Here is a 25,014-nt window from a genome sequence, read left to right as displayed (position 1 = left end):
TTGGTGGCCTGCCTCCCTTGCGGGTTGGCGCAACCACTTCTGGTACAACCGACTTTCGTGGTGTGACGGGCGGTGTGTACAAGGCCCGGGAACGTATTCACCGTGGCATGCTGATCCACGATTACTAGCGATTCCAACTTCATGGAGTCGAGTTGCAGACTCCAATCCGGACTGAGACCGGCTTTCCGGGATTCGCTTCACCTCGCAGTGTCGCTGCCCTTTGTACCGGCCATTGTAGTACGTGTGTAGCCCTGGTCATAAAGGCCATGAGGACTTGACGTCATCCCCACCTTCCTCCGGTTTGACACCGGCAGTCCCTTTAGAGTGCCCAGCATAACCTGATGGCAACTAAAGGCGAGGGTTGCGCTCGTTGCGGGACTTAACCCAACATCTCACGACACGAGCTGACGACAGCCATGCAGCACCTGTCACCGGGTTCTTCCTAATGAAAGCACTCTCCTGTTTCCAGGAGATTCCCGGGATGTCAAGACCAGGTAAGGTTCTTCGCGTTGCATCGAATTAAACCACATACTCCACCGCTTGTGCGGGCCCCCGTCAATTCCTTTGAGTTTTAATCTTGCGACCGTACTCCCCAGGCGGTGAACTTAATGCGTTAGCTGCGGCACTGAAGGGATCAACACCCCCAACACCTAGTTCACATCGTTTACGGCGTGGACTACCAGGGTATCTAATCCTGTTTGCTCCCCACGCTTTCGCGCCTCAGCGTCAGTATCCAGCCAGGAAGTCGCCTTCGCCACCGGTATTCCTCCCGATATCTACGAATTTCACCTCTACACCGGGAATTCCACTTCCCCCTCTGGTACTCAAGTCTGCCAGTTTCAAATGCACTTCCACGGTTGAGCCGTGGGCTTTCACATCTGACTTAACAAACCGCCTGCGCGCCCTTTACGCCCAGTGATTCCGAACAACGCTTGCACCCTCCGTATTACCGCGGCTGCTGGCACGGAGTTAGCCGGTGCTTCCTTTGGAGGTACCGTCAAGTCATACGGGTATTAACCGTATAACATTTCTTCCCTCCTGACAGAGCTTTACGACCCGAAGGCCTTCCTCACTCACGCGGCGTCGCTGCGTCAGGGTTTCCCCCATTGCGCAATATTCCTCACTGCTGCCTCCCGTAGGAGTCTGGCCCGTGTTCCAGTGCCAGTGTGGCGGATCATCCTCTCAGACCCGCTAACCATCGTCGCCTTGGTAGGCCTTTACCCCACCAACTAGCTAATGGTACGCAGACTCGTCCCCTTGCGGAAGCTTGAATCAGAGGCCACCTTTCCTCCATCACCCGACAGCAATGGAAGATATCCGGTATTAGCACCGGTTTCCCGATGTTATCCCGGACAAGAGGGTAGATTATCTACGCGTTACTCACCCGTGCGCCACTTTACTCAGTTCCCGAAGGAACCTTTCTCGTTCGACTTGCATGTGTTAAGCACGCCGCCAGCGTTCGTTCTGAGCCAGGATCAAACTCTCCAGTTTATATCCTGACCAATCACATGAATTGAATTCAAGGATTGGACTTCAACAAAAAAGCCTAACCAGCTTCCACCGGTCAGGTTCGTTTCGGCCCGCTTGAATGCTGTTCAGTTTTCAAAGATCAATGCCGTTCGGCCCGTTGGTCGAACAGGTTATTTGCTTGGCCCGCTGTTAACGGGCGAGAAGCAATGTAACGCCTCAGCTCCGATCTGTCAAGATTTTTTTTGAGGCTTCGTTGCTGCGATCGATGTTTTGTTCGCGAGCAACGGGACGGGAACCTACCGTATCGTCTCTTCCCTGTCAACACCTATTTTGCCCAAAAAGCATCTTCGGAATCTTTTGCTTAAAAGTTCCTGGAATTAAATTGGTTTTCTTTTTCTCATTGCCTTCCTTCTCCGAGATATCGTAACATGCCCGGCGTAACAGAACAATCCCGTACAGGTCCCATAACTAACACCCATGCAGGCTTCCACGGCCTGCACAACGAAACATGAAAGCTGTTGTCCCCCTGGAGAGTGGGACGAGACTTTCATATAAAAGGAGGCGAAGCATACCATGGCCCCGGAACATACGACACCTGCAGGCGGCAAGGCCTGCCATCAGCTCCTTCGCAGGATTCCCAAGGTGGATGAATGTCTCCTCCGCCTCGCCGGGGAACCCTCTTTGCCCGCGGATGCGCCCATGACCCTGGTGACCAAGGTGGTTCGTCAGGTACTCGATACCTTGCGCCAGGCCATTCTCGCAGGAGAGGTGGTTACACCAGACGACCTTGAATTTCCGTCGGTCCTTGCCCGTATCCTCAAGGAGGTCCAGCGGCAGAACCGTTCCCGTTTCCGGCGGGTGATCAATGCAACCGGGGTTATTATCCATACCAATCTTGGCCGCTCGCTGCTCCCCCGGGCTGCCATGGAACAAATACAGCAGGCTGGCTGTCGCTATTCCAATCTCGAGTTTGATCTGGATACCGGCAGACGGGGCAGCCGCTACGCACTGGTAGAAGAGCTGCTCTGTGATCTGACCGGAGCCGAGGCCGCCCTGGTCGTCAACAACAACGCTGCCGCAGTCCTCATTGTGCTTGAAACCCTGGCCCGGGGAAAGGAGGTTATTGTTTCCCGCGGCCAATTGGTCGAAATCGGTGGCTCGTTTCGCATTCCCGATGTTATGGCCCGCAGTGGAGCGCTGTTGAAAGAAGTCGGAGCCACCAACCGGACCCATCTCCGGGATTACGAAAACGCCCTGACCGAGGAAACCGGACTCCTGCTCAAGGTCCACTGCTCCAATTACCGGATCATCGGTTTTACCAGCCAGGTGAGCAACGAGGACCTGGTGGCCCTGGGCCGACGTCATGGGCTGCCTGTGATGGAGGACCTGGGGTCTGGCTGTTTTGTTGATCTTTCTCGCTTCGGGTTGATGAAGGAGCCCACGGTGCAGGAGGTGGTGGCTTCCGGAATCGACGTGGTGACCTTCTCCGGTGACAAGCTCCTGGGAGGACCCCAGGCCGGCATCATTCTCGGACGGCGCCAGATGATCGACCGGATCAAGAAAAATCCCCTGAACCGGGCCATGCGGATAGACAAGTTCACTCTGGCCGGTCTGGAGTCCATCCTCCGCCTCTACCTGGATGAACAAAAGGCCTTGAGCACCATACCCACCCTGGCGATGATTTCAGCTCCTGTGGAACAGGTGGACCGGCGGGCAAAACGGTTGGCAAGAAGGCTGCGCAAGGAGCTGGCGGACCGTTGCCGGATTACGGTGGAAGAGACCATGTCCCGGGTCGGCGGCGGGGCCATGCCGGAGCAGAACCTGGTCAGCCGGGCCGTGGTTCTGGCGCCCGACATTTCGGTCAGTCGCCTGGAGCAGCTGCTCCGGCAGCAGGATCTGCCCGTCATCGGCCGGATAGAAGATGACCGGTTTATTTTCGACATGCGCACCGTTGCCGATGACGAGGTGGTGGACTTGGCCTCTGTGATCATCTCTGTTCTGGTCGGGAACTGAGCATGCTGCAACCTCTTTTTTCCCGGGATCGGGAACTCCGCCTGGAGGATCTTAAGCTCCTGGCCGGTGAACTGATCCCTGTGGTCGCCGATCTGCTGCCTGTGCCGGCCCAAATCGATTTCTGGTATCCCGGGGCCCGGAATTCCCTGGTCCCGGAGGCTGAACTCGTGACCGTCTGCCGGGATGGCGGCCCGACTGTATGTCGGGATATCCTGGTGATTCCACTGGCTCTTTCAGGTGGAGAAGCCGGGGCTGTTCTTGTCTCGGCGGTGGATGGACCTTTACTTCGCAAGATGGCTCCCGAGTGGCTTGGTGATCTCCAGCGCCGCGTTCAGCGTCAGCTGCAGCAGTGCTGTCTGGGCTACGTCGACCCTCTCACTGGTCTTTATTCCTTGCGGGCACTGCAGAGAGCCGATGTTTCCGCCGGCCGAAACCGGTCCATGTTTCTCGTCCGGACCATTTTCCGGACCACCAGGGCCGGGACCGGACTGCAGCAGCTGATTCGGCTGGCCCATTTTTTTGAGGCCGCCCAGCCTGGATTCCGCTTTTACCTGGGGCAGGGGCTCTTCTGCCTGGTCTTCGATGTTGTGGAAAAACCGGCCGCTATTGCCCGCCGCCTGCTGCGTGTTTTACGCCGGGAGGGATGCAGCGGGGTGCACGTCGGTTTTCTTTCTGCTGCGGAAAAATCCCTCAGCCATATGCTGGAACAGTGCTGGGGAGCGCTGCTGACGGCTGAGCGGCGCGGCCCCTTCAGCCTGTGTGAATCCGGTCTGGATGCCGATCCTGCCAGCCACCCCCTGGCCATGGCTCCCCGCCGGGTGGTTGCCAGGTTGCAACGGCTCTGGCGGGGCCTGGACCGGTTCGCCCTGGTACTTCTGGAGAGCGAAGAGCAGCCGCCGTCGTCCTGGACCGGGATTTTGGCAGAGGTCCTGCCGGGTGAGGTATCTCTTGTTCCCTGGGGCTCCCGCCGGGCTTTTGTGCTCTTCCCCGGGATGGAAGGCGGTGCTGCCAGAGAGCAGGCCGGGAAGTTCCTTGACCATCTTTCCCATCGGAGTGGAGCATGTTTTTCCGCCGGAATCGGCTGCTGGCCCTGCCTGGGATACTCCAGGACCGCCACCATCCGCAACTGCCGCAAAGCCATCCTCCATGGCTCCTTTTACGGGCCAGGGGCCTGTGTGGTTTTTGATCATTTAAGTCTCAATGTGAGCGGCGACCATTCTTTCGACGAGGGTGACTACCGTCAGGCCGTGAGCGAGTACCGCCTGGGACTGCGGCTGCGTCCCGACGACACCAATCTGCTCAACAGTCTCGGGGTGGCCCTGTGCGAGATGAACCGGCTGCGCGAGGCCGGGAGATGTTTCAGCCGCGTCCTTGAACAGGATCCGGACGACCAGATGGCACTGGTGAACCTGGGCTATGTCCGGCGCCTTCAGGGACGGGAACAGGAGGCCGTTGCTTTTTTTGAACAGGCCCTGGTGCTCAAGCAGCAGGAAGAGGATCCCGACGGTCTGCGGGACCTGGCCCTGCAGCTGGGAAGGCTCTACTGCCGGCTGTACCGGTTCCCGGAAGCCGTGACCCTGTTCGGGCGGTTGGAGGAAGGCTGGTCAGGCAGACAGGAATTTTATTACTGTCGCCTTTTTGGCGCCGCCTGCCTGGAAACCGGACGGGAGGAAAGGGCAGTTACTCTGTTGCAGCGCGGGCTGCGGGTTTATCCCCATGATGCCCGGTCCATCAGTATGCTTGGTCTGTCCTATATCCTGACCGGTCAGGGCGATGAGCTGGGCCTTGAACTGTGTCGCAAGGCTCTGGCTATGAACGAGGCCAATCCCTGGCTGTGGCTCTATATGGGCCGGGCTCTGTGCCGGCTGGGACGTCACAGGGAGGCCTGGCAGGCTCTCCGTCGTGTCGGACGAAGAAAGCATGTCCGGCTGGCGGCCGATCTGCTCCGGGCCGAACTGTGGGCGGCAACAGGCTCCCGGTCAAGGGCTGCAGACCAGCTCAACAGGATCCTGCAATATGAAAATCTACCCGTCCCGGTGGCGGAGCTGGTGCACGGTCGTCTCGATGCCCTGGCCGCGCCGGTCAAGGAGAAGTAAAAAAAATCATGCAGCGAAAATTCAATAGAATGCTTCAGGCGGAAAATGGATACTGCCTGGAAAAGATGACCACCGGGGATTCCTGGCGGATGTTTCGCATCCTGTCCGAATTTGTCGAGGGCTTTGATACCCTGTCTGCCATCAAGCAGCCGGCGGTAACCATCTATGGCTCGGCCCGGACCCCGGAAGATCATCCCGATTATATCAAGGCCCGTGAGATAGCCTGCCGCCTTGCCAACCACGGCTATGCCATCATTACCGGCGGCGGACCCGGTATCATGGAGGCGGCCAACCGCGGGGCCGCGGACGCAGGCGGCATATCCATCGGACTCAATATCGATCTGCCCCACGAGCAGGAGTCCAACCCATATGTCAACATGCCCCTTGATTTCCGGTACTTCTTTGTCCGTAAGGTCATGTTCATGAAATATTCCATGGCCTTTATCTGTCTGCCTGGCGGGTTTGGCTCTCTGGATGAGTTTTTTGAGTCAATCACCCTGATCCAGACCAGAAAGGTCAAGCCCTTCCCGATTATTCTGGTGGGCTCGGATTTCTGGGGCGGGCTGGTGGACTGGATAAGGGACCGGTTGCTGGCGAGTGGCAAGATCGAGGATGAGGATCTCCTGCTTTTTGAGACCATCGACGAGGTGGACAAGGTGGTGCGCCATATTCGCAAAACCGTGGTCTTCTAGCGGAAAAAATGCACCGCGGGTTTCGTTCTTTTTTCAGGTAGTGATATAATCCTGGAGGAAGCCCTGAATCCGTGAAGTTGAATTTCAAGGCAGATAACAAAAAACAATACCTGAATTGAGCGATTTTCATTTTGCCGTTTCACTGCTGTCCCAAGATGCGAGTCTTGCGGTGTTTAATGTAGGCTGAACTGCAGGTAAGCGGAGCGAAGCGTAGACTCCGGATTGGGTCAAAATGGAATCTGATTACCATCAATCTTCAGCATTGAAGTCGGTGTCGACCTCCCTTGTTTCACGGGACGCCATAAACCCGTCCCTGGGGGCTTGACTGTGGCCATCCAGGCCACAGACACCCGTGAAACAAGGGAGGCCGACACCTTCATCCATCGGTAGCTGAATTTCAGTGGTAATCACAAAATGGAAATCCCGGATGGTTTCACCCATCTGTAACACTTTAAAAAGAAAACAATTATAATAAGTTATCTTTTTTCCATTTGCAGATGGGTGAAACGCTCAATTTAGGAGTAATTTTTCCGTCACGGATTCAGGGAAAAGTTCAAAAATCTATACCAGGTCAGACAGGTGACAGGAGATAAGGCGCATGGCGCAGATAGATGCTTTTTTTAAACTGATGAATGACGAAGGGGCCTCGGACCTGCACATGCTCGCCGGCCAGCAGCCGGTACTGCGTATCCGCGGGGATATCGAGCGGGTCAAGTTCAAGGTGCTGCAGAACGAAGAGCTTCGGGCCATGCTCTACGAGATCTGTCCCGAGGACAAGATCAAGATCTTCGAGGAGACCGGAGACATGGATTTCGGCTACGAGATCCCCGGTCTTGCCCGCTACCGCTGCAACTATTTTCAACAGAAAAACGGGATCGGGGCTGTCTTCCGGGAAATTCCCAGTGATATCCTGACCTGTGAACAGTTGGGGCTGCCCAAGGTCATAGCCAAGCTTGCGGCCCTGCCCAAAGGGTTGGTGCTGGTGACCGGTCCCACCGGATCAGGTAAGTCGACAACTCTGGCCGCCATTGTTGATGAGGCCAACAAGACCAGGAAGGATCATATCCTCACCATCGAGGACCCGGTGGAGTTTGTTCACAAGAGTCAGAAATGCATCATCAATCACCGGGAGGTCGGGACCCATACCAAATCCTTTGCCACCGCCCTGCGCGGAGCCCTGCGCGAGGACCCTGACATTATCATGGTCGGTGAGATGCGGGATCTGGAAACCATCTCTCTGGCCATGGAGGCGGCCATGACAGGTCATCTGGTCTTTGGCACTCTGCACACCCTCAATGCCATGAAAACCGTTGACCGCATCATTGAAATCTTTCCGGCCAACCAGCAGGGGCAGGTCCGTTCCACCCTGGCTGATGCCCTGCGGGCAGTGGTTTCCCAGACCCTGTTCAAGCGGGTAGATGTCAAGGGCAGGGTGGCGGCTCTGGAGATACTGATCTGTACCCCGGCGGTCAGAAATCTGATCCGGGAAGGTAAAACCTACCAGATTCCTTCGGTGATGCAGACCGGCAAGAAGTACGGCATGCAGACCCTGGATGATGCGATCATGGAATTGCTGCAGAAAAAACGAATCAGTGCCGAAGACGCCTATGCCAACTGCGTGGAGAAACAGAAGTTTGTCAAGTTTCTCCGCAAGCCGCCCACCGATTTCACCGAGGTGTAACCCCTGCTGCCCTCTCAGGAGGATAGAGGGCTCTCCTCTTTCTGTCCGTAGGTGGTGATGTAGTTTTTCAGGATCGTCTTCTGGGCCCTGTTCAGCTGTCCGAAGCAGGCACCCTGCCAGACGATGGTGGTGGGGCTGTCGCCTATCTTCCTGGTTTCGAAGGTACTTGAAAGAACCCGGATGGGCAGCCTTTCCAGAAATGTTCCCTGCTCGCAGTTATACAAGTCGACCTCCAGGGCGGTGTCAGCAAATTTCTGGCTGTCATAGTTGTAGCTGAATCGCAGGCCGTTTTCCGACAGGTCGTGGATCCTGGCGAACTGTTCGTGCTGTCCTTTGAGTCGAATCAGGAGGTTATTGGGCATCTTGAACCGTTCGCTCGTCCTTTTTTCCAGGAGAACCGAGATGGGAAAGAAGGAGAGAATGTCCTGGCTGCAGGTCCGGCAGTGATAATGCCTGGCGGCCGGGAAGGAGTCCATCCAGGGCTGGAGGGTCAGGGGAGACAAGTCGCGCCCCTTGCAGCGGGGACATTTTCTGCCAAATACATACATGGATAACTCTCGGGAGAAATAGAATTTTTTGTATTCCTGAATCGAGTCTGGCCTGTTTTATACCTGTTTTTCCCCGGAGAAACAACTCCACCTCTCTGTTTTTTTGGCCTGTTTCCAGGGTTTTTTCACTTCAGTCTCAAGCGCTTTTTTTCAAAGGTCGTGCATTCCAGCCGGACGCCGTCGGTGGAGCAGGTAATGGTACCGCTGTTGCCGGTGGTGAGCAGCGGAATCTGTTCCTGGCGCCAGAGCTGCAGGTTCCGCTGCCCGGGAAACCAGCCGGATTTTGCCCGGGCTGCGGAAGCGACGATCAGTCGCGGGTTGACCCGGGAGATAAAATCCCTGGAGGATGAGCTGTCGCTGCCGTGATGGGGGGCGAGCAGCAGGTCAGCGGCCAGTCGCCTGCCACTCCATTTGTCGGCCAGAAGGACCTTTTCCGCCCGGATAGAGATGTCTCCGGGGAAAAGGAAACCGACGGGGCCGTGATCCAGCCGGATCACCAGCCCCAGATCGTTTCCCGAAAGGGAGGACAGGTCCCCGGTCCCATTCATGCCAAGACAGCGCAGAGATGTGTTGACACCCTGGTGGTACACCTCGCCCTTGCGTCCCACGACAACAGGAATGTTTCGTTCCCTGGCCCGGGAGAGCAGTTGACCAAAAGACCGGTGGTCATCCGGATCGATGGTGTTGACATGGATGATTTTCGGACGGAATCTGTCCAGGAGAAAACCGCTACCCGACGTGTGGTCGCTGTCCGGATGGGTGATGATCATCTGGTCCAGGCGCCAGACCCGCTGTCGGGCCAGGTAGGGTCCAATGACCCGCTCGCCGATATCAAAGCGGCTGGAATGGTTGCCGCCGCCATCCACGAGCAGGGTGGTTCCGTCATCCATGCGGATAAAGGTGCTGGAACCCTGGCCCACATCGAGGAAGGCTACCGTGGTCTGGCCCGGTTCTTTTGTAAACCAGAGCCCGGCCGTGAAATGGAACGTCACCAGGACCAGGAGCACGGCGCCGCCAATTAGGCACCATGGTTTTTTCCCGGGCAGGAAAAAGAGCGACAGTGCTGCCAGGTAGGTGATTATTTCCCCGGCCGAGGGGGTGATTGTCTGCACGGAGGCCAGGGGGATATGGCTGGCGGCTGCTGTCAGGTTTCGGGCTCCCTCCAACCCAAGGCTGCCCAGGGTAAGGAGGCCCCGGGCCAGCTCAGCCTGGATGGGGATAAGGGGAGCGGCCACCAGGCCGATGGGCAGGGCCCACAGGCAGAGAAGGGGTTCGACGAGCAGGTTCATGACCGGACCGATCAGGGAAATCCGGTTGAAATGAAACAGCATGATGGGCAGGGTGGCAATGGTGGCCAGGCAGGAAACCAGAAAGGCGCCCTGGATCCAGGTCCGGATCCTGGTACTCCCGTGGCCGGCCCGGGCGAACTTTTCCTGGAGCCTGGGAATGGCCAGGATGATGCCCAGTACCGCGGCAAAGGAGAGCTGAAACGAAACCGTGAACAGGGCCAGGGGCTGGATGGCAAGGATGACCAGCAGCGCGGCGGCCAGGACATGGATCAGTGACCTCTGACGCCGCAGGACCACGGCCAGGAGCAGGAGCAGGGCCATGATCAGGGCCCGGAGCACTGGCAGGTGCATGCCGGCGACAAGGGCATAGAGAAAAAGGGGGGCCATGGTGAGAAGGGCGGCCAGAGTCTCTACATGGAAGGCCAGCATGAGGCGGGTGGAGCGTTTCAGGAGCCAGAGCAGGGAGCCGTAGAGCATGAGCCCCAGCAACCCCATGTGCATGCCGGAGATGGCCAGTAAATGCATGCAGCCGGAAATCTTGAAATGTTCGAGCACCTCCGGCGGAACCCGGGACCGGTCGCCGATGAGCAGGGCCTGGTAGAGGCTGGCTGGCCCGGGTTCCAGGGTCGCGGCCAGGAAATCACCCATCTCCTGGCGCACCTGGCCGGGAAGCTCTTTCAGTTTCTGGGGGAGCGAGGCCCGGGCCGGGATGGGCCAGATGTGATCGGGGGAGGGGATCCAGCCGGAGACATATATCTCCCGGGCCGCCATGTGCAGTTGATAATCGAAACTGCCCACCGTTCGGTAGTTGTGGATCCGGTCAACGGTGGCCATGAGCAGCAGTCGGTCGCCACTCCTGATCGGTCGGGTTGGCCGGCCGCGCAGGGACAGGCGGATTTTGCCGTGAACCGGCCTGAACGTTGTTGTTTCCGCCAGGCGCTCCGGTGCTTTTCCGGGCAGGAACAGGGTCTCGCTGGCCAGGGTCAGCCGGGTTTTTTCTCCGTCCCAGGTCACCATGCCAAGCACGGTGCCGGTCAGGTGGATGGTGGCTCTCTGGGTGATGCGCTGGTAGATATGGGTGGGATTGGCCGGTGGGAGCAGGTGGCGGGCGGTGTGCATATATCCGGCCAGGAGAAAGAGGGGCAGCAGAAATATAAGACCGGTGGGGCTACGCTTGTGGTACAGGAAAAGCAGGCCCAGGCTGCAGATAGCTGCAACCGCGATGAGCGCCGGATACAGGCCTGGCGCACAGGGATACGATCTGGCGGACCAGGCTCCGGCGACAAAGCAGATGGCCACCACGGGCAATAGATTGCCGGAGCACCAGCGGACCGGGTGCCAAATGGGACGGGGAGCGCGGGTTTCAGGAACCGGACTGGTGGAGAAGGGCCTTGATCTCTTCAATATGTCTTGTGGTCACCTCGCTGTGTTTTGCTATCAGCTGCTGTTGGGCCCTCTGCATGGCCTGGTGCTGATCGGGCCTGTTGAGGATATCCCTGGCCAGGCCAAGCATCTCCTCGCCTGAATGAACGGTCCTGGCTCCGCCGCAGGCCAGCATTTCGGCTGCTATATCGGTGAAATCATCCATGTGGGGACCAAAGAGGACCGGGACCGAGCAGGTCGCTGCTTCCAGGGGATTGTGTCCCCCTTCCGGAACCAGGGAGCCACCGATAAAGGCCAGGTCCGCCAGCTGGTACCAGCCTGCCAGTTCGCCTATGGTGTCGAGCAGGAGCAACATGTCGATCCTGTCTCTGTTGCCTGGTTCCTGGAGCCAGCGGGAACGCAGTACCGGCTTGCAGCCAAGTTTTTGGGCCAGCCGGACCAGCTCTTCGCGTCGGTTCACGTCCCGGGGCGCCAGGACCAGCACCAGGTCCGGGATTTCGCTTTTGAGTTCCAGGGCGACACGAAGGAGAGTTTCTTCTTCTCCCCGGTGGGTGGAGCCACAGAGCCAGATTCGTGCCTGGTGATCCAGTCCGGTCTTTTCCCGACTTGGGGCCACCCGGCGGTTATCCGGCAACCCGGTGTCATATTTCAGGTTGCCGAGGATGCGGATGGCGTCGGCCGCAATGCCCAGCTCCAGGCACCTGGACCTGTCGCTGGCAGACTGCAGGGACAGGCGGGTGAAGCTTTGGAACATGGGCCGGAAGAACCAGGCCAAGCGTTGGTAGCGGCGGAAGGAGGCCTGGGAAATTCTGCCATTGACCAGCAGGGAGGGAATCTGTTTTTGCCGGAGGCCAAGGAGCCAGTTGGGCCAGAAATCGGTTTCCACCAGGATAAAGAGATCCGGCTGCAACCGGCCGATAAAGCGGCTGACCACCGGCGGGAGATCAAAGGGACTGTAGAGCAGGTGGTTGACAATTCCCTCCAGCCGCTCTGCTGCCAGCTCCATGCCGGTCCTGGTGGTCACGCTCACCACCAGGACCGCTTCGGGAAATTCACGCCGCAGGCGGCTGAGCAGGGAAAAGGCCGAGGTTATCTCCCCACCGACAACCCGTGGAGCCAGATGACAGGTGCTTTTGCTCTGTGGTTCGTTGTGGAACTGCCCGGATTGCGGCTGGTGGCCGGTCGGAGTTCCGGCAGGCCCACACCCAGCCGCTGCAGGGTCCGGCCACGGTATTTTTTCTTGCCCACGCTGACAAGCAGCAGTATGGGCCAGCAGAAAAAAAGAAGCAGAAAAACAAGGCTGTTATAGAGCCGGATCATAAAAAAAGACCTTCCGCCCTCTGTGGGGACTCTCTTTTCGATAAGTCCTCAGACCATGAGGTACAGAGATACTCCCTGTTCGAGGTATTTTACTTTGTGATTACCATCAATCTTTGGCATTGAAACCGGTGTCGGCCTCGCTTGTTTCACGGGACGCCATAAACCCGTCCCTGGGGGCTTGACTGTGGCCATCCAGGCCACAGACACCCGTGCAACAAGCAAGCCCCGACACTTTCATCAATCGAAGGCTGAATGTCAGTGGTAATCAGATGTTACTTCGATCCTGCCCTGAGTCCTGGATTTTTCCAGGAAAAATAAAAAACGGTCACAGGCAGAACCGCAGGATCTCTTCGATGCGCGGCTGATCATACTCCTTGAGTCGCCATATCCGGGCCAGCCCAAGGGCGTTTTTGGCTATATGGGGGATATCCTGCCGATCAATGCCAAGCTCACCCAGGGTAACAGGACTCTTGACCCGGATAAACCACCGGCGCAGTCGGTTGATAGTCTCGGTCGCGAGCTCATCCGCCGGTCGATTGGCCAGACCAAAGACCCGCTGGCCCAGCTGGGCGATTTTTCCCGGCTCTGTCCTGGCCCGCCAGCTGAGCCAGCCGGGCAGGACCACTGACAGGCCGGCCCCGTGAGGCACATCATAAAGAGCGCTCAGGGAATGTTCGATCATGTGCATGGGGAAACCGACCCGGCCAAGTCCGGCGGCGGTCAGACCGTTCAGGGCCAGGGTGGCGGTCCACATCAGGTCCGCCCGGCCCTGGTAGTCGCGGGGATTGGCCAGGCACCGCTCGCAGGCCAGCATGCTGTTTTCCACCAACCCCTCCATGAGTCGGTCCTGCACCGGGGTCGAGGGATCTTCGGTGGTGAAATAGAATTCCAGCACATGGGCAATGGCGTCAATGGCGCCGTAGGCCGTGTAGTCCGGCGGCACCGTGTAGGTGGTCTCGGGGTCGAGGATAGAGACCCTGGGGTGGAGAAACCGGTTGCCGCAGCCGAATTTTTCCCTGGTTTCCTCGTTGGTGATCACCATGCCGGAGTTCATTTCAGAACCGGAGGCGGCCAGGGTCAACACCGTGGCCAGGGGCAGCGGGTTGCGGATGCTTTTTTTCCCGGTGAAGAACTTCCACACATCATGCTCAACCACGGCACCGGCGGCGATGGCCTTGGCCTCGTCCAGGACCGAGCCGCCCCGGCCGCCACCACCACATCGACCCCGTGTTTCCTGGCCAGGTCAATTCCCTCGCGGACATGGGAGAGGACCGGGTTGGAGCGGACCCCGTGATGTTCGACAATCCGGATTCCGGCCTGGTCAAGGGACTCGTAGACCTGCTGGTAGACACCGTTTTTTTTGATGCTGCCTTTGCCGTAAACCAGCAGGCAGGTGGAGCCCAGCTCCCTGGTTTCCGGCCCTATGGAGCCAATGGTGCCCCGGCCGAACAGGATTTTGGTGGGGTTGTGAAAGACAAAATTCTGCATTCTTTTTTTGTTTTTATTTTTTTTTGTAGTCAGACCCGTGGAATTCGGCTGCGGGAACAGGGGCGGGGAAGAGTGCGCCGGTCAGGGAGATGAAGTCTTCGAGGCGCAGCTTCTCGGCCCGGATGGACGGGGCCAGTCCGGCGTCCCGTATGCGCTCGGCCAGGGTCTCCTTGTCCATCCCCAGCCCGCCGGCAGACAGGGCGTTCACCAGGGTCTTGCGGCGCTGGCCAAAGGCGGCGTTGACCACCCGGCGCAGCGATTCCAGGGATACCCCGGGGGTATTCACCATTGGTGCTGCCGGGGTAAAACGCAGACGGATAACCATGGAATCGACCCGGGGCCGGGGGTGGAACTCGCCCGGTTTGACCTGGAGCAGGGGTTCCACTGTGGCGCAGGCGGCCAGCAGTACGGTGGGGGCGCCGTACTCCTTGGTACCGGGCTCGGCCATGAGCCGCAGGGCCACCTCCTTCTGGACCATGATCACCGCCCAGTCAACCAGCTCATGGTGTCTGATCAGGCGGAAGAGAAAAGGGGTGGAGATGGAGTAGGGCAGGTTGGCGACAAAGCGTAACCGGCCGGCATCACGAGCCAGTTCTGTCAGGTCGGTTTTAAGGATATCTTCATGGCGGAGCACGACATTGTCGGGCAGATCTCCCTCTTCGCGGTGCCAGCGGATCAGGCCGGCATCGGTTTCAATACCGATGACCCTGCGGGCCCGGGTTGCCAGCGGCAGGGTCAGGGCGCCCAGCCCGACGCCAACCTCGATGATGGTGTCTTCGGGCTGGATGTCGGCCAGGTCGGCAATGCGCTCGGCGGTATGGGGATGGACCAGAAAGTTCTGGCCCAGTTTTTTATGGGGTGCCAGCCCCCGGGCCTTGAGAATATCCCTGGTTTTCTGATAGCTCACAAAATTCGTATCCTTGAAACTGATGCTCCGCTGCGGTGCCGTGGCGGAGAACATATTCTCTTGTAGGGTGCTTCCGGTCCCCGGAGCCGGGGATCAGTTGAGCAGGTGTTTGCGCTGCCGTTTAATCTGCCATTTGAGAAACAGGTGCCGGGCGAGGAAGTAGCTGATCACCGAGGACGGGATGGCCAGCACCAGTCCACCGCTCATCAATACCAGAACTACGTCCAGGCTGAGGTGGCTCAGGGTGCGGACCCCTTCTACCAGGCCCTGGTTCATGAGGTGGTCGAGCAGGGACTTGAGCCGTTCCCAGGTGATCCGGCCGGGCAGGAACCAGTTGCCTATCTTCCAGCAGAGGTAATAGAGTGGGACAATGGTCAACGGATTGCTGACCAGGGCGGTGCCTATCAGGCCGGACAGGGTGGAGACCCTGAAGGCCAGGGTCAGGGCGATGATGAGCACGGTGTGCAGGGGAATGGTTGGCGTGATGCCGATAAAGACGCCGAGCGCCATGCCCAGGGCCAGTGATTCGGGATCCCCTGCAGTCTCTTACACCGCAGGTAGAGATAGCGAATGGTTCTGGAAGGATGAAAGTTCATGATCACATCAGTGGCGAACGGGAATAGGCATCCGTGTCCGGGGTGACGGTATGGCCTGCCTGAAACAGATGATAACCGGCCAGCCCGATCATAGCCGCATTGTCTGTGCAGAACAGGGGGGCAGGGACAAACAGTTTCATGTCCTCCCGGTCGCTGCGCTCGGCCATGAGCGAGCGCAGCCGCGGGTTGGATGCAACGCCGCCGCCGAGCACCACCGTGGAACAGTCATATCGCTTCGCCGCCCGGATGGTTTTTTCCACCAGAACCTCGACCACGGCCTCCTGGAATGAGGCGCAGATATCAGGGACCGGCAGGGGGACCTCTTTCTGTTTCAGTCGATGGACCTGGTTGACCACCGAAGTCTTAAGGCCGCTGAAAGAAAAGTCCAGGCTGTCTTCGTCCAGCCAGGCCCGGGGAAAGGCAAAGGCTGTCGGGTCTCCGTCCCGGGCCAGATCGCTGATCACAGGTCCGCCTGGATAACCAAGCTCCAGCAGCTTGGCCACCTTGTCAAAGGCCTCGCCGGCCGCATCGTCGCGGGTCCGGCCTATGCGCTGGAACCTGGTCGGGTTGTCCACCTTGAAGAGCGAGGTATTACCGCCCGAGACCACCAGAGCGATATAGGGAAACCGCGGGTGGTTATCTTCGAGAAATACGGAGAGCAGGTGACCGGCCATGTGGTCCACCCCCACGCAGGGGATCTGTCGGACCAGGGCCAGGGCCTTGGCAAAGGTGAAACCGACCAGCAGGGAGCCGACCAGGCCGGGACCGCGGGTGGCGGCGATCAGGTCAATTTCGTCCAGCGAGGTTCCTGCCGCCGACAGGGCTTCCTGTACCACCGGCCAGATGGCCTCGATATGGCAGCGGGAGGCCAGTTCAGGGACAATGCCTCCATAACGGGCATGGACGTCGAACTGGCTGGAAATGATGTTGGAGAGTATCTGTTCCGGTCCGTCGAGGACAGCGGCGCCAGTGTCGTCGCAGGAACTTTCGATGGCGAGGATACGCATATTATATCATGCGCTCCGGTTGCAATCGGAGCGTCAAGGTGGTAACAGTTGGCTTTTTCCCTGAATCCGGGCCTAAAAAAATATTCTGATTACCATCAATCTTTGGCATTGAAACCGGTGTCGACCTCATCCGTTTAACGGGACGCCATAAACCCGTCCCTGGGGGCTTGACTGTGGCCATCCAGGCCACAGACACCCGTGAAACGGGTGAGGCCGACACCTTCAGGTATCGGTGGCTGAATTTCAGTGGTAATCACAAAAAATATTGTTTGTTTGCCGGTTATCCTGATTTCTTTTAAGGACTGTTGGCAAACAACGCCGGACAGAGGGATCGTTAGTCGCCGGACCATGCGTCCGGATCGTGATGACACGTATATATACCAAATTTTTGCAAGGTCAACCAGGAAACTCCATGAACGAGCAACTTTCCCCGGCCGAAACTGCCGGATCAGGGCTGACGGATCTGTTTTCCCGCACCATATCCTATCTCCGCCTTTCTCTCACCGATCGCTGCAATCTGCGCTGCATGTACTGTGTGACCGAAGAGGAGGAAAGCTGTCTGACCAAGCTTCCGGCCGAAGATCTCCTGAGCTATGAAGAACTGCTGCGGGTGGTGAAGGTGGCGGTGAACATGGGCATCACCAAGCTGCGTCTCACCGGTGGCGAACCCCTGGTGCGGCGTGGTGTCATGCATTTCATCGATCAGCTGGGAAATATCGAGCACCTCGACGATATCCGTATAACCACCAACGGGGTTCTGCTGGCCAGGTACGCCGGGCAGCTCAAGAAGGCCGGGGTCACCAAGGTCAACATCAGCCTCGACACCCTGAAACCGGAGCGGTTTGCCCGGATCACCGGGGTGGATTATTTTCATAAGGTCTGGGAAGGGATAGAAACCGTGCAGAAACTCGGTTTCAAACCGGTGAAGGTCAACATGGTGGTCATGCGGGGCATCAACGATGATGAACTGGTTGATTTTGCCCGCCTGTCCCGGGAGACCGGGCTGCAGATCCGGTTCATCGAGTTCATGCCCATCGGTGCTTCATCCCGCTGGAACAAGGATACCTATATGTCCTCGGACGAGATCATGGAACGGATCACCACCCTGGGAGAGCTGATCCCTCTGCAGCCGGGACGGGCTGACGGGCCGGCCAAGGTCTACCGCCTGGGTAGAGACGCCCGGGGATCACTTGGTTTCATCAGTCCCATCAGTCATCATTTCTGTGACCGGTGCAACCGGCTCCGGCTTACCTCTGAGGGGAGACTGCGCTCCTGTCTGCTGCACGACGACGAAGTTGATCTGCGAGCGGTACTGCGCCGCGGCTGCAGTGACGGGGAAATCGCCGAAACCCTTCTGGCCGCCATCCGCAACAAGCCAAAAGGGCACCAGATGGCTGAGCGGCTCCGCGAACAGGGGGGCGACTGCCATGGCAGGATGTCCCGGATCGGCGGATAGGCGCCAAGTTTATGCCGGGTTCAGAGGAGGATTTTTTTCTTTGCAGAAAAAGAGAGCTATTTTTCAGACACACTGGTATACTGACCGTATTATTCACGTAGTAGTGTGAGTAATAAGTAAGCAGTAAGGTGAAGTTCCGGGCTCCACGAGCCCCAAAGAAAGGTATGTATAACAATTCTACCCGACTGAGCGTGAGTTTCTGCTCTGGGATCTGACCCTTATCACAAGTTGGCAACATGGTTGCCCAAAGGATTATCAAGGGTGATAATCCAGTTTTTAAAAAAGGTTCCTCTGGGAACCAGCAGTACCAAGGAGTACAAGAAGATGGCTGAAGGAACAGTAAAGTGGTTTAGTGATGCTAAGGGTTTTGGTTTCATCGAGCAGGACGAGGGTAAAGATATCTTTGTTCATCATACCGCCATCCAGGGCACGGGTTTCAAATCCCTGGAAGAGGGTGCTCGGGTGAGCTTTGATGTTGTTGAAGGACCCAAGGGTCCGGCAGCGGAGAACGTTGTCACCCTGTAACGGTTATCAGATAACCGTCCAGGTACAGAAAGTACAAAAACCCCGTCAGGTTACTGACGGGGTTTTTTTGTGTCTTTATCCGAAACTCACCCCGGGGCCTGGTGTTGCCTGGGTGAGTTTCATGGTTCGAAGTCTTCGCTATCCGAAGTCTTCGCTATCTGTTGTGGCTGGACAGTGCCAAAATATGGTCCAGCCATGCTGGTTTATCCTGTCAGCAGAAAAACCTGTCCTGGATGGTCAAACCGATACCGCCCCCTCCGGGGCGGACAGATTATCCCTGTCTCTTTTCTTCCAGTTCTTCCCAGCGGGCATAGAGCCGACTTATCTCTTCCTCTATCCGCTGCAGCTTTTCCCAGCATTCTGCGGCCAGCGCCGGGTCCGAGGCCGTGACCGGATCCTCCATCTGGAGTCTGAGCTTTTCCTGCTCAGTCTCGGCAGTCATGATTTTCTCTTCCATCTGGTCGTATTCCCGCTGATCCATATAGGAGAGTTTGCCAGGTTTTTTCTTTCTGGCCTTTGTCTCCCGGCCCGCATACTTGTCTGTACGGGCGGCCGCGGTCCGGCTTTTTTCTCCGCCACTTAGATGTCGCAGCCACTGATCACAGTCGGCAAACCAGCCGGTAGTCCCGCGGGGGTCGAAGCCAAGCAGCCGGTCGCACAGTCGTTCCAGGAGAAAACGGTCATGGGTCACCAGGACCACGGCGCCACCAAATTCCTGCAGGCTTTCTTCCAGGACATCAAGTGAGGGAATGTCCAGGTCATTGGTCGGTTCGTCGAGCAGCAGGATATCGGCAGGGGTCCGCATGAGGTTGGCAATGAGAATCCGGGCCTGCTCGCCGCCGGACAGTCTGGAAACCGGCGTTTCGAGCTGATCGGTATTGAAGAGGAATTTTTTCGCCCAGGAGACCACATGCAGGCTGCGTCCCTGGTAGATGACAGAGTCGCCATCAGGGGCCAGGGCACGCTTGAGGGTAAGGGTCTGGTCCAGCTGTTCCCGTTTCTGGTCAAAGCTGACGATCTGCACGCCATCGGCCACCCTGATCTCGCCACTGTCAGGCCTTGGTCCGCTGTCCTTCCCGGCCGCGGCCAGGATCTGCATCAGTGTCGACTTGCCGCAGCCGTTGGGCCCCAGCAACCCGATCCTGGTACCCGGGCTCAGGGTGAGGTCCAGGTCACAAAACAGGGTGTTATCACCATAGCTTTTGCTGATTTTCCGGGCAACGAGCAGTTTCTTGGTTTTGCGGCCGGTGGCATCAAAGGCGATTTCCACATTGTCGGTCATCCGGTTGCGGGTCCGTACCCTGCCCAGTTCTTCCTGGAGCCGGTGGGCCTCGTCGATCCGGTAACGGGCCTTGGTGGTCCGGGCCTTGGGACCCCGCCGGAGCCATTCGGTTTCCCGCCGCACCTTGTTGGCCAGCCGTTCCTCCCGGGCCTGCTGCTGGTCCAGGAAGGTTTCGCGCTTGAGGACAAAGTCACTGTAGCGGCCGTTCACCTGGAACGAGCCCCCCGGATACACGGCCGAGAGTTCGATGACCCGGTTGACGGTGTTTTCCAGGAAGCGCCGGTCGTGGCTGACCATGATCCAGGCGACCGGGCTTTCCGGCAATCGGGCCTGAAGCATCTTTTCAAGCCAGAGGATACCCTGGATATCCAGATGGTTGGTCGGTTCGTCCATGACCAGGACATCGGGATGGACAACCAGGGCCCGGCAGATGGCCAGTCGTTTGCGCCAGCCACCGGAAAGCAGCTGGACCGGCTGGTCAGTATCTCTGAATTCACCCAGGCTGAGCAGGGTGTGAACCCGGTTGTACTGTTCGGTCTCGTCCAGGTCCAGGTCTTTGAGCGCGTCGTAAAGGTTATCGGCCACAGAACGGTCCTCGGCAAAGATATCGCTCTGGGGCAGATAGCTGACCCGGACATGCTTTTTGACAAAGATTCGCCCGCTGTCCGGTGATTCCAGGCCGCAGAGAATCTTGAGCAGGGTGGATTTGCCCGCACCGTTGGGACCGATCAGGCCGATCCGGTCACCGGAGTGAATCCCCAGGGAGACCCCGGTGAACAGGGTCTGTATACCAAAGGCCTTGGTGATATCCTGACAGGATAGCAGCTGACTCATGATCCGGCCGGGATCAACCGTTGCCACCCAGGTCGATGGTGTCGGCCCGCGGGTAGGAGCCGAGCCATTCGTAGTAGGCGCAGATCTGTTTGAGGATATCGCAGCCCTCCCGGATGATCGGATCATCGATATGGCCGGCGATATCGAGGAAAAACAGGTACTTCCACTGCTTTCCCTTGATGGGGCGCGACTCGATCTTGGTCAGGTCGATGTTGCGGGTGGCAAGCACGGTCAGGACCTCGTTGAGCGCACCGGGCCGGTTGACCAGCAGGCCGAGAAGCAGGGAGGTCTTGTCCGAGCCGCACCGGTCCGGCGACTGGTTGCCGATCACCAGGAAGCGGGTGGTGTTGCCCTGGTAATCCTCGATTCCCTTGACCACCACCTGCAGCTCGTAGGTCTTGATGGCGAGCGATGAGGCAATGGCGCCAATGTTGGGGTTGTTGGCCGCCATCTGCGCCGCCGCCCCGGTGGAGAAGACCTGCAGGGTGGGGACGTCCGGCAGGTTTTTCTTCAGCCACTCCCGGCACTGGGCCAGGGGCTGGGCATGGGAGGCCACGGTCTGGATGTCCTCGATGTTGCCCGAGCGGCAGACCAGGTTGTGGGTGATGGGCAGCTGCACCTCACCGCAGATCTTGACATTGTACTTCATGAACGAGTCCAGGGTGGAGAACACCGCGCCCTCGATGGAGTTTTCCACCGGTACGATGCCGTAGTTGACCCGTTTCTTTTCCACCTCGTTGAACACCTCGTCGATGGATTCCATGGCCTTGTACGAGGCGGACTGGCCGAAATATTTCACCCCGGCCAGGTGGGTGAAGGTGGCCTCCGGACCCAGGTAGGCGACCTCGATCTTTTTCTGGGACAGCCGGCAGGTGGTGATGATCTCGTGGAAAATGGAGCGCAGGGCCTGCTCCGGGAAGACGCCCTTGTTGTCGCAAAGAAGACGTTCGTATATTTCGCGCTCCCGCAGGGGATCCCACTTGGCCCGGCTGGTTTCGTCCTTGAGCCTGCCGATGGCCTTGGCGCATTCCAGCCGTTCCTTGAGCAGCTCGAGGATGTTGTTGTCAATGGCATCGATGCGGTTTCGTACTTCTGATATTGTCTGTTTGTCGCCCATGAAAACTGTACGTGAAAAAAGGTTAACCGGTTCAAGCGACGGGTGCTTTGTCCGCAGAACCGCTGGAAAATACTGCAGGGCCTGGTTCCATGGTGCCGGGAGAGGACAGGGGAGTTGTGATGGAAAAGTTTGTCTTTTCCACAGGTTGACCGTCTTCCAGGCAGAAGGTGTACGCAATGCAAACTTTAAAATCTAAAGCATCTGCAAGAAGTTGCAAAGGAAAAAGTGGCTCAGGCGGTGCGCCGGGTGGGGGTTTTTATCCGCGAGACCACCGGGATCGTGGTTGAATGGTAGTGGCACATTGTGGTCAGGGAGAGGCAGGGGCGGCCTGCGGGATGTCCTGCCTCCGAATACGCTTCCACCGGGGCCCTGTACGACCAGGGACCTGGAGCGCACAGGAGGAACCGGGATGGAAAAAGGGTTGCACTCAGGGATGAGTGCAATAATATAACCTTCCGTATCCGGATAACCGAGCCCAGACAGATGGTGAAAATATGAGCGAATATCAGGTAAACAAGACGTATGCAGAGATAAATGCCCGGATCAAGGCGGGGGAGGCCGTGGTGGTGACTGCCGAGGAGATGGTGGACATCGTCCGCAGTGAAGGTCCGGTGGAAGCGGCGCGCAAGGTGGATGTGGTGACCACTGGAACCTTTTCCACCATGTGCTCTTCCGGGGCGTTTTTCAACTTCGGGCAGACGGTTCCGACCATCAAGGCCCAGAAGGTCTGGATCAACAAGGTGTCGGCCTATGCCGGGCTGGCGGCCATTGATATCTACCTCGGGGCCACGGAGCTGGCTGAAGATGACCCCTTAAACAAGGTCTATCCTGGCGAGTTCCGCTACGGCGGCGGTCATGTCATAGAGGATCTGGTGGCCGGAAAAACAGTATTCCTTGAGGCCAAGGCCTATCCCACCGACTGTTATGCCAACCGGAAATGCAAGAAAGAACTCACCTTGGCCGACATGCCCTACGCCCTGCTGTGCAATCCGCGCAACGGCTATCAGAATTACAACTGTGCGGTCAATTTTTCCGACCGCACCGTATATACGTACATGGGCATGCTCAAACCGGGCTGCCGGAATGCCAATTACTGCAGTGCCGGCGAGCTGAGTCCCCTGCTCAACGACCCCCTGTACCGGACCATCGGCATCGGTACCAGGATTTTCCTTGGCGGTGGTATCGGCTATGTGACCTGGCACGGCACCCAGCACAACCCCGGCGCTCCCCGCGGGGAAAACGGGGTTCCCCGGCGGCCGGCCGGGACGATGATGGTCCAGGGGGACCTGAAACAGATGTCTGCCAAGTGGCTGCGCGGCGTGAGTATCCAGGGGTACGGCTGCTCTCTGGCCGTGGGCATCGGTGTGCCCATCCCGATCCTCAACGAGGAGATGGCCCGGTTCACCGGCGTGTCCGACGAAGAGATCTTCACCCAGGTGGTGGATTACGGCCACGACTACACCAACGGTATCCAGCGCAACTACGGTGAGGTCAGCTACGCTGAGCTCAAGAGCGGCATGATAGAAGTGGCCGGCAAGAAGGTGCCCACGGCACCACTGTCGTCCATGGTCAAGGCCCGGGAGATTGCCGATACCCTGCGGGACTGGATTCTCAGAAAGAAGTTCCTGCTCTCGGAGCCGGTGGCCCATTTTCCCACCGTTGATTTCTCTTTTGACAATGACGAGGACAGTTGAGCCGGGTGGACGTACAGGGCCGGGATTCACTCTCCCTGCCTGAACAGAAAGCGGCCCACCTTGGTCGACTGCTGAAGGAATACGGCCGGGTGGCGGTGGCCTTTTCCGGCGGGGTGGATTCCTCCCTGCTCCTTCATGTCGCCCTGGAGGAGCTGGGGGCCGGCAATGTTCTGGTGCTGCACGGCCGCTCCATTCTCCAGAAGAAGAGCGACCGGGAACGGGCCGGCTCCTGGTTGGCCCGGCACGGGATTCCCGCCGGGGTTGAGCAGGCCTGGCTCGATATCGAGCCCCTCTCCTGGAAGGAATTCGTCGCTAACCCCGAGGAGCGCTGCTATCTGTGTAAGCTTCGGCTGTACAGGCTGTTCAGGGAACAGGCCGAGGCCCGCGGGTTTTACTGCCTGGTGGACGGGACCAATGCCGATGACCTCAAGGACCGGCGGCCGGGGTTGCGGGCCATCCATGAACTGGGAGTCAGAACTCCTCTTGTGGAGGCCGGACTAGCCAAGGAAGAGATTCGGCAACTGAGCCGGGTCCGGGGGCTCGACACAGCGGACCAGCCCTCTTCATCGTGTCTCGCCACCAGGATACCCCATGGAACCAGAATCACCCCGGAGCGGCTGCGACGGATCGAGGAGTGGGAAAGGGGACTTGAGGACATGGGGCTTGCCGGCTGTCGGGTCAAGATGTCTGCAGTCTCTCCGGTCCAGGTGAAGGTAGAATTGCAGGCTGTTGATCTGGAACGGATTTTCAAACCGTCCTTTCGACTGGCCGTTCTCCGGTTTTTTCAAAAAAATAATGTGGAGAAGGTTTTTGTGGACCTGGAAGGGCGAAAAAAATGAATGTTGATTCATCAATTCCGGGGGCCACAAAATCGGCTGTAATGTATGTATACTGGGAATAAGCGCCTTTTTTTCCTTTGACAAAGTGTGTTGATTTTGTTTTAAATCCGTTAGTGTATAAAAAAGGAAGGAATCAGGAATTGCCCCTGGTTAAACTTGGCAATGCCAATTCAAAAGGGAGGGAAGTATGAACAAGAAGGAACTGGTAGAATCCATGGCTGGTGCCGCTGACATCAGCAAGGCTGCGGCCGAAAAAGCTCTCAACGGAATGCTGATGGCGGTGACTGAGGCCCTGGCAAACGGCGACAAGGTTACTCTTGTCGGCTTTGGAACATTTTCCGTCGCAAAACGTTCTGCCCGTCAGGCCAAAAACCCCCGCACCGGTGAAATGATTAAGATTCCTGCCAAAAAGGTTGCCAAGTTCAAGCCGGGAAGCAAGCTGGCTGATGCTGTGAAATAAAAAAACAGCTGAATTTGAAAAAACAGCTGGCATTTTTGTCGGCTGTTTTCTATTTTATACAGCCCGTCGTCGCTGTACCTTCTCAAGAGGTGCAGCGACGACGGGATGCAAAGAAAAAAATTAGATGATTACATCCGGTCGGGAAGTGGCTCAGTCTGGTAGAGCACAGCGTTCGGGACGCTGGGGTCGGAGGTTCGAATCCTCTCTTCCCGACCATTAAATTTTAAAGCAGTACCGGTACAATATAAGGCTGTATCCCCCTGTTGCGGGGGATACAGCCTTTTTTTGTTGTTTGTCGTCGGTGGTCGTGATAGCTT

General features: G+C 57.9%; 18 protein-coding genes, 1 tRNA gene, 1 rRNA gene and 3 pseudogenes (1 of these 23 cut by a window edge). 10 read left to right on the top strand and 13 right to left on the bottom strand.

All coding sequences use genetic code 11. The features are described 5' to 3' along the window. A 16S ribosomal RNA gene (locus GF1_RS08555) occupies positions 1–1,491 on the bottom strand (it extends 73 nt beyond the left edge of the window). 552 nt (positions 1,492–2,043) lie between these two features. Here GF1_RS08555 and selA point away from each other — a divergent pair. From selA to GF1_RS08540, 3 genes are read left to right on the top strand one after another with little or no spacing between them, the layout of a single operon-like run. Beyond that, on the top strand, positions 2,044–3,483 hold the full coding sequence (gene selA, locus GF1_RS08550) for an L-seryl-tRNA(Sec) selenium transferase (RefSeq protein WP_267926115.1): 1,440 nt from the start codon (positions 2,044–2,046) through the stop codon (positions 3,481–3,483). Positions 3,484–3,485: 2 nt separating this feature from the next. After that, positions 3,486–5,579 (top strand): tetratricopeptide repeat protein, encoded by a 2,094-nt coding sequence (locus tag GF1_RS08545; protein ID WP_267926114.1) that lies wholly within the window; start codon positions 3,486–3,488, stop codon positions 5,577–5,579. Between the two features lie 8 nt (positions 5,580–5,587). Continuing rightward, entirely contained in the window at positions 5,588–6,271 is a 684-nt protein-coding gene (locus GF1_RS08540; protein ID WP_267926113.1) for an LOG family protein, read from the top strand. Positions 6,272–6,520: 249 nt separating this feature from the next. Here GF1_RS08540 and GF1_RS08535 read toward each other — a convergent pair whose 3' ends face one another. Continuing rightward, positions 6,521–6,712: a hypothetical protein gene (locus tag GF1_RS08535; protein ID WP_267926112.1), complete on the bottom strand. Its 192-nt coding sequence runs from the start codon at positions 6,710–6,712 to the stop codon at positions 6,521–6,523. A 157-nt stretch (positions 6,713–6,869) separates the two neighbouring features. Here GF1_RS08535 and GF1_RS08530 point away from each other — a divergent pair, with 157 nt between their 5' ends. Then, entirely contained in the window at positions 6,870–7,952 is a 1,083-nt protein-coding gene (locus GF1_RS08530) for a type IV pilus twitching motility protein PilT (protein ID WP_267926111.1), read from the top strand. Between the two features lie 14 nt (positions 7,953–7,966). Here the strand turns inward: GF1_RS08530 and GF1_RS08525 are convergent, their stop codons facing one another. The 9 genes and pseudogenes from GF1_RS08525 to tsaD all read right to left on the bottom strand — a co-directional run bounded on the left by GF1_RS08525 (position 7,967) and on the right by tsaD (position 16,490). Continuing rightward, positions 7,967–8,500, bottom strand: coding sequence for a PilZ domain-containing protein (locus tag GF1_RS08525; RefSeq protein ID WP_267926110.1), 534 nt, complete (start codon positions 8,498–8,500; stop codon positions 7,967–7,969). A 125-nt stretch (positions 8,501–8,625) separates the two neighbouring features. Further along, entirely contained in the window at positions 8,626–11,193 is a 2,568-nt protein-coding gene (locus GF1_RS08520) for a DNA internalization-related competence protein ComEC/Rec2 (RefSeq protein WP_267926109.1), read from the bottom strand. Beyond that, on the bottom strand, positions 11,153–12,235 hold the full coding sequence (locus GF1_RS08515; protein ID WP_267929127.1) for a 3-deoxy-D-manno-octulosonic acid transferase: 1,083 nt from the start codon (positions 12,233–12,235) through the stop codon (positions 11,153–11,155). Before GF1_RS08515 ends, GF1_RS08520 begins: the two co-directional genes overlap by 41 nt. A gap of 26 nt (positions 12,236–12,261) precedes the next feature. Next, complete coding sequence (locus GF1_RS08510; protein ID WP_267926108.1) at positions 12,262–12,492, bottom strand: hypothetical protein; 231 nt, start codon at positions 12,490–12,492, stop codon at positions 12,262–12,264. 325 nt (positions 12,493–12,817) lie between these two features. Further along, on the bottom strand, positions 12,818–13,534 hold the full coding sequence (locus tag GF1_RS16595) for an iron-containing alcohol dehydrogenase (RefSeq protein ID WP_435051709.1): 717 nt from the start codon (positions 13,532–13,534) through the stop codon (positions 12,818–12,820). Beyond that, a pseudogene (locus GF1_RS16590) lies at positions 13,511–13,980 on the bottom strand (iron-containing alcohol dehydrogenase); the annotation flags it as partial. The pseudogene GF1_RS16590 and the gene GF1_RS16595, both read right to left, overlap by 24 nt. Before the next feature lie 13 nt (positions 13,981–13,993). After that, positions 13,994–14,887: a 16S rRNA (adenine(1518)-N(6)/adenine(1519)-N(6))-dimethyltransferase RsmA gene (rsmA, locus tag GF1_RS08500; RefSeq protein WP_267926107.1), complete on the bottom strand. Its 894-nt coding sequence runs from the start codon at positions 14,885–14,887 to the stop codon at positions 13,994–13,996. A 93-nt stretch (positions 14,888–14,980) separates the two neighbouring features. Further along, positions 14,981–15,412, bottom strand: a pseudogene (locus tag GF1_RS08495) (DUF2062 domain-containing protein); the annotation flags it as partial. Positions 15,413–15,485: 73 nt separating this feature from the next. After that, positions 15,486–16,490 carry a tRNA (adenosine(37)-N6)-threonylcarbamoyltransferase complex transferase subunit TsaD gene (gene tsaD, locus GF1_RS08490; protein WP_267926106.1) on the bottom strand — a complete coding sequence of 335 codons (1,005 nt, stop codon included), beginning with the start codon at positions 16,488–16,490 and terminating at the stop codon, positions 15,486–15,488. Positions 16,491–16,902: 412 nt separating this feature from the next. Between tsaD and moaA the strand changes: the two genes are divergently transcribed. Continuing rightward, complete coding sequence (gene moaA, locus GF1_RS08485) at positions 16,903–17,946, top strand: GTP 3',8-cyclase MoaA (RefSeq protein WP_267926105.1); 1,044 nt, start codon at positions 16,903–16,905, stop codon at positions 17,944–17,946. Between the two features lie 324 nt (positions 17,947–18,270). Then, positions 18,271–18,471, top strand: coding sequence for a cold-shock protein (locus GF1_RS08480; protein WP_267926104.1), 201 nt, complete (start codon positions 18,271–18,273; stop codon positions 18,469–18,471). Between the two features lie 271 nt (positions 18,472–18,742). Here the strand turns inward: GF1_RS08480 and GF1_RS08475 are convergent, their stop codons facing one another. Both GF1_RS08475 and pheA read right to left on the bottom strand, forming a co-directional pair. Then, positions 18,743–20,587 (bottom strand): ABC-F family ATP-binding cassette domain-containing protein, encoded by a 1,845-nt coding sequence (locus GF1_RS08475; protein ID WP_267926103.1) that lies wholly within the window; start codon positions 20,585–20,587, stop codon positions 18,743–18,745. A gap of 13 nt (positions 20,588–20,600) precedes the next feature. Next, positions 20,601–21,704 (bottom strand): prephenate dehydratase, encoded by a 1,104-nt coding sequence (gene pheA / locus GF1_RS08470; protein WP_267926102.1) that lies wholly within the window; start codon positions 21,702–21,704, stop codon positions 20,601–20,603. A gap of 494 nt (positions 21,705–22,198) precedes the next feature. Here pheA and GF1_RS08465 point away from each other — a divergent pair, with 494 nt between their 5' ends. From GF1_RS08465 to GF1_RS08450, 4 genes and pseudogenes are all read left to right on the top strand, one after another. Further along, positions 22,199–23,398: a homocysteine biosynthesis protein gene (locus GF1_RS08465; protein WP_267926101.1), complete on the top strand. Its 1,200-nt coding sequence runs from the start codon at positions 22,199–22,201 to the stop codon at positions 23,396–23,398. Positions 23,399–23,403: 5 nt separating this feature from the next. Next, on the top strand, positions 23,404–24,237 hold the full coding sequence (larE, locus tag GF1_RS08460; RefSeq protein WP_267926100.1) for an ATP-dependent sacrificial sulfur transferase LarE: 834 nt from the start codon (positions 23,404–23,406) through the stop codon (positions 24,235–24,237). A gap of 178 nt (positions 24,238–24,415) precedes the next feature. After that, positions 24,416–24,697: pseudogene (locus tag GF1_RS08455) on the top strand (HU family DNA-binding protein); the annotation flags it as partial. A gap of 139 nt (positions 24,698–24,836) precedes the next feature. After that, positions 24,837–24,913: transfer RNA gene (locus GF1_RS08450), tRNA-Pro, on the top strand. Positions 24,914–25,014: the final 101 nt, after the last annotated feature.

Source organism: Desulfolithobacter dissulfuricans, from assembly GCF_025998535.1.
GTDB classification, from domain to species: Bacteria; Desulfobacterota; Desulfobulbia; order Desulfobulbales; family Desulfobulbaceae; genus Desulfolithobacter; species Desulfolithobacter dissulfuricans.
This window is presented reverse-complemented; position numbering and strand designations above follow the sequence as displayed.

Excerpts from the sequence above, each read along its gene's own strand:
- selA (WP_267926115.1), top strand. The coding sequence starts at position 2,044 with ATGGCCCCGGAACATACGACACCTGCAGGCGGCAAGGCCTGCCATCAG.
- GF1_RS08545 (WP_267926114.1), top strand. The coding sequence starts at position 3,486 with ATGCTGCAACCTCTTTTTTCCCGGGATCGGGAACTCCGCCTGGAGGAT.
- GF1_RS08540 (WP_267926113.1), top strand. The coding sequence starts at position 5,588 with ATGCAGCGAAAATTCAATAGAATGCTTCAGGCGGAAAATGGATACTGC.
- GF1_RS08535 (WP_267926112.1), bottom strand. The coding sequence starts at position 6,712 with ATGGGTGAAACCATCCGGGATTTCCATTTTGTGATTACCACTGAAATT.
- GF1_RS08530 (WP_267926111.1), top strand. The coding sequence starts at position 6,870 with ATGGCGCAGATAGATGCTTTTTTTAAACTGATGAATGACGAAGGGGCC.
- GF1_RS08525 (WP_267926110.1), bottom strand. The coding sequence starts at position 8,500 with ATGTATGTATTTGGCAGAAAATGTCCCCGCTGCAAGGGGCGCGACTTG.
- GF1_RS08510 (WP_267926108.1), bottom strand. The coding sequence starts at position 12,492 with ATGATCCGGCTCTATAACAGCCTTGTTTTTCTGCTTCTTTTTTTCTGC.
- GF1_RS16595 (WP_435051709.1), bottom strand. The coding sequence starts at position 13,534 with ATGGTGATCACCAACGAGGAAACCAGGGAAAAATTCGGCTGCGGCAAC.
- tsaD (WP_267926106.1), bottom strand. The coding sequence starts at position 16,490 with ATGCGTATCCTCGCCATCGAAAGTTCCTGCGACGACACTGGCGCCGCT.
- moaA (WP_267926105.1), top strand. The coding sequence starts at position 16,903 with ATGAACGAGCAACTTTCCCCGGCCGAAACTGCCGGATCAGGGCTGACG.
- GF1_RS08480 (WP_267926104.1), top strand. The coding sequence starts at position 18,271 with ATGGCTGAAGGAACAGTAAAGTGGTTTAGTGATGCTAAGGGTTTTGGT.
- GF1_RS08475 (WP_267926103.1), bottom strand. The coding sequence starts at position 20,587 with ATGAGTCAGCTGCTATCCTGTCAGGATATCACCAAGGCCTTTGGTATA.
- pheA (WP_267926102.1), bottom strand. The coding sequence starts at position 21,704 with ATGGGCGACAAACAGACAATATCAGAAGTACGAAACCGCATCGATGCC.
- GF1_RS08465 (WP_267926101.1), top strand. The coding sequence starts at position 22,199 with ATGAGCGAATATCAGGTAAACAAGACGTATGCAGAGATAAATGCCCGG.